The 3196-nt window shown below is 56.9% G+C and carries 1 rRNA gene; it reads left to right on the top strand.

Features of this window, described 5'->3' with window-relative positions:
• Positions 1 to 50 precede the first annotated feature (50 nt).
• A 23S ribosomal RNA gene (locus ACWIGU_RS44755) occupies positions 51 to 3174 on the top strand.
• Positions 3175 to 3196 lie beyond the last annotated feature (22 nt).

A 3196-nucleotide genomic window follows, 5' to 3' on the forward strand; every position in this document is an offset into this window, starting at 1 on the left:
CGGGTGGTTGGTCGTTGTTTGAGAACTGCACAGTGGACGCGAGCATCTGTGGCCAAGTTTTTAAGGGCGCACGGTGGATGCCTTGGCACCAGGAACCGATGAAGGACGTGGGAGGCCACGATAGTCCCCGGGGAGTCGTCAACCAGGCTTTGATCCGGGGGTTTCCGAATGGGGAAACCCGGCAGTCGTCATGGGCTGTCACCCATACCTGAACACATAGGGTATGTGGAGGGAACGCGGGGAAGTGAAACATCTCAGTACCCGCAGGAAGAGAAAACAACCGTGATTCCGGGAGTAGTGGCGAGCGAAACTGGATGAGGCCAAACCGTATGCGTGTGATACCCGGCAGGGGTTGCGCATGCGGGGTTGTGGGATCTCTCTTCTGTCGTCTGCCGGCGACAGGACGAGTCAGAAACCGTTGATGTAGGCGAAGGACATGCGAAAGGTCCGGCGTAGAGGGTAAGACCCCCGTAGTCGAAACATCAGCGGCTCGTTTGAGAGACACCCAAGTAGCACGGGGCCCGAGAAATCCCGTGTGAATCTGGCGGGACCACCCGCTAAGCCTAAATATTCCCTGGTGACCGATAGCGGATAGTACCGTGAGGGAATGGTGAAAAGTACCGCGGGAGCGGAGTGAAATAGTACCTGAAACCGTGTGCCTACAAGCCGTGGGAGCGTCGCGCAAGGAACTTGTTCCTTGCGTCGTGACTGCGTGCCTTTTGAAGAATGAGCCTGCGAGTTTGCGGTGCGTTGCGAGGTTAACCCGTGTGGGGAAGCCGTAGCGAAAGCGAGTCCGAACAGGGCGATTCAGTAGCGCGCTCAAGACCCGAAGCGGAGTGATCTAGCCATGGGCAGGTTGAAGCGGAGGTAAGACTTCGTGGAGGACCGAACCCACCAGGGTTGAAAACCTGGGGGATGACCTGTGGTTAGGGGTGAAAGGCCAATCAAACTCCGTGATAGCTGGTTCTCCCCGAAATGCATTTAGGTGCAGCGTCGTGTGTTTCTTGCCGGAGGTAGAGCACTGGATAGGCGATGGGCCCTACCGGGTTACTGACCTTAGCCAAACTCCGAATGCCGGTAAGTGAGAGCACGGCAGTGAGACTGTGGGGGATAAGCTCCATGGTCGAGAGGGAAACAGCCCAGAGCATCGACTAAGGCCCCTAAGCGTACGCTAAGTGGGAAAGGATGTGGAGTCGCACAGACAACCAGGAGGTTGGCTTAGAAGCAGCCACCCTTGAAAGAGTGCGTAATAGCTCACTGGTCTAGTGATTCCGCGCCGACAATGTAGCGGGGCTCAAGCGTACCGCCGAAGTCGTGTCATTCCAGCACATACCCCCAACGGGGGCTGGGATGGGTAGGGGAGCGTCGTGTGCCGGGTGAAGCAGCCGCGGAAGCGAGTTGTGGACGGTTCACGAGTGAGAATGCAGGCATGAGTAGCGATACACACGTGAGAAACGTGTGCGCCGATTGACTAAGGGTTCCTGGGTCAAGCTGATCTGCCCAGGGTAAGTCGGGACCTAAGGCGAGGCCGACAGGCGTAGTCGATGGATAACCGGTTGATATTCCGGTACCCGCTGTGAAGCGTCAAACATTGAATCAGGCGATGCTAAGTCCGTGAAGCCGTTCCGGACCCTTCGGGGAAAGGAAAGTGGTGGAGCCGACGGACCAGACTTGTAGTAGGTGAGTGATGGGGTGACGCAGGAAGGTAGTCCAGCCCGGGCGGTGGTTGTCCCGGGGTAAGGGTGTAGGGCGCTGTCCAGGTAAATCCGGACAGCTTGTGCCTGAGACCTGATGCCGAGCCGATTGTGGTGAAGTGGATGATCCTATGCTGTCGAGAAAAGCCTCTAGCGAGTTTCATGGCGGCCCGTACCCTAAACCGACTCAGGTGGTCAGGTAGAGAATACCGAGGCGTTCGGGTGAACTATGGTTAAGGAACTCGGCAAAATGCCCCCGTAACTTCGGGAGAAGGGGGGCCATCACCGGTGATTGGATTTACTTCATGAGCTGGGGGTGGCCGCAGAGACCAGCGAGAAGCGACTGTTTACTAAAAACACAGGTCCGTGCGAAGCCGTAAGGCGATGTATACGGACTGACGCCTGCCCGGTGCTGGAACGTTAAGGGGACCGGTTAGTGCACTTTCGGGTGTGCGAAGCTGAGAACTTAAGCGCCAGTAAACGGCGGTGGTAACTATAACCATCCTAAGGTAGCGAAATTCCTTGTCGGGTAAGTTCCGACCTGCACGAATGGCGTAACGACTTCTCGACTGTCTCAACCATAGGCCCGGTGAAATTGCACTACGAGTAAAGATGCTCGTTTCGCGCAGCAGGACGGAAAGACCCCGGGACCTTTACTACAGTTTGATATTGGTGTTCGGTTCGGCTTGTGTAGGATAGGTGGGAGACTTTGAAGCGGCCACGCCAGTGGTTGTGGAGTCGTCGTTGAAATACCACTCTGGTCGTGCTGGATGTCTAACCTGGGTCCGTGATCCGGATCAGGGACAGTGTCTGATGGGTAGTTTAACTGGGGCGGTTGCCTCCTAAAGAGTAACGGAGGCGCCCAAAGGTTCCCTCAGCCTGGTTGGTAATCAGGTGTTGAGTGTAAGTGCACAAGGGAGCTTGACTGTGAGACCGACGGGTCGAGCAGGGACGAAAGTCGGGACTAGTGATCCGGCGGTGGCTTGTGGAAGCGCCGTCGCTCAACGGATAAAAGGTACCCCGGGGATAACAGGCTGATCTTCCCCAAGAGTCCATATCGACGGGATGGTTTGGCACCTCGATGTCGGCTCGTCGCATCCTGGGGCTGGAGTCGGTCCCAAGGGTTGGGCTGTTCGCCCATTAAAGCGGTACGCGAGCTGGGTTTAGAACGTCGTGAGACAGTTCGGTCCCTATCCGCTGTGCGCGTAGGAGTCTTGAGAAGGGCTGTCCCTAGTACGAGAGGACCGGGACGGACGAACCTCTGGTGTGCCAGTTGTCCTGCCAAGGGCATGGCTGGTTGGCTACGTTCGGAAAGGATAACCGCTGAAAGCATCTAAGCGGGAAGCCTGCTTCGAGATGAGGACTCCCACCCCCTTTGAGGGGTTAAGGCTCCCAGTAGACGACTGGGTTGATAGGCCAGATCTGGAAGCCCGGTAACGGGTGGAGGTGACTGGTACTAATAGGCCGAGGGCTTGTCCTCAGTTGCTCGCGTCCACTGTGTT

The organism is Streptomyces sp. NPDC055400 (assembly GCF_053644375.1).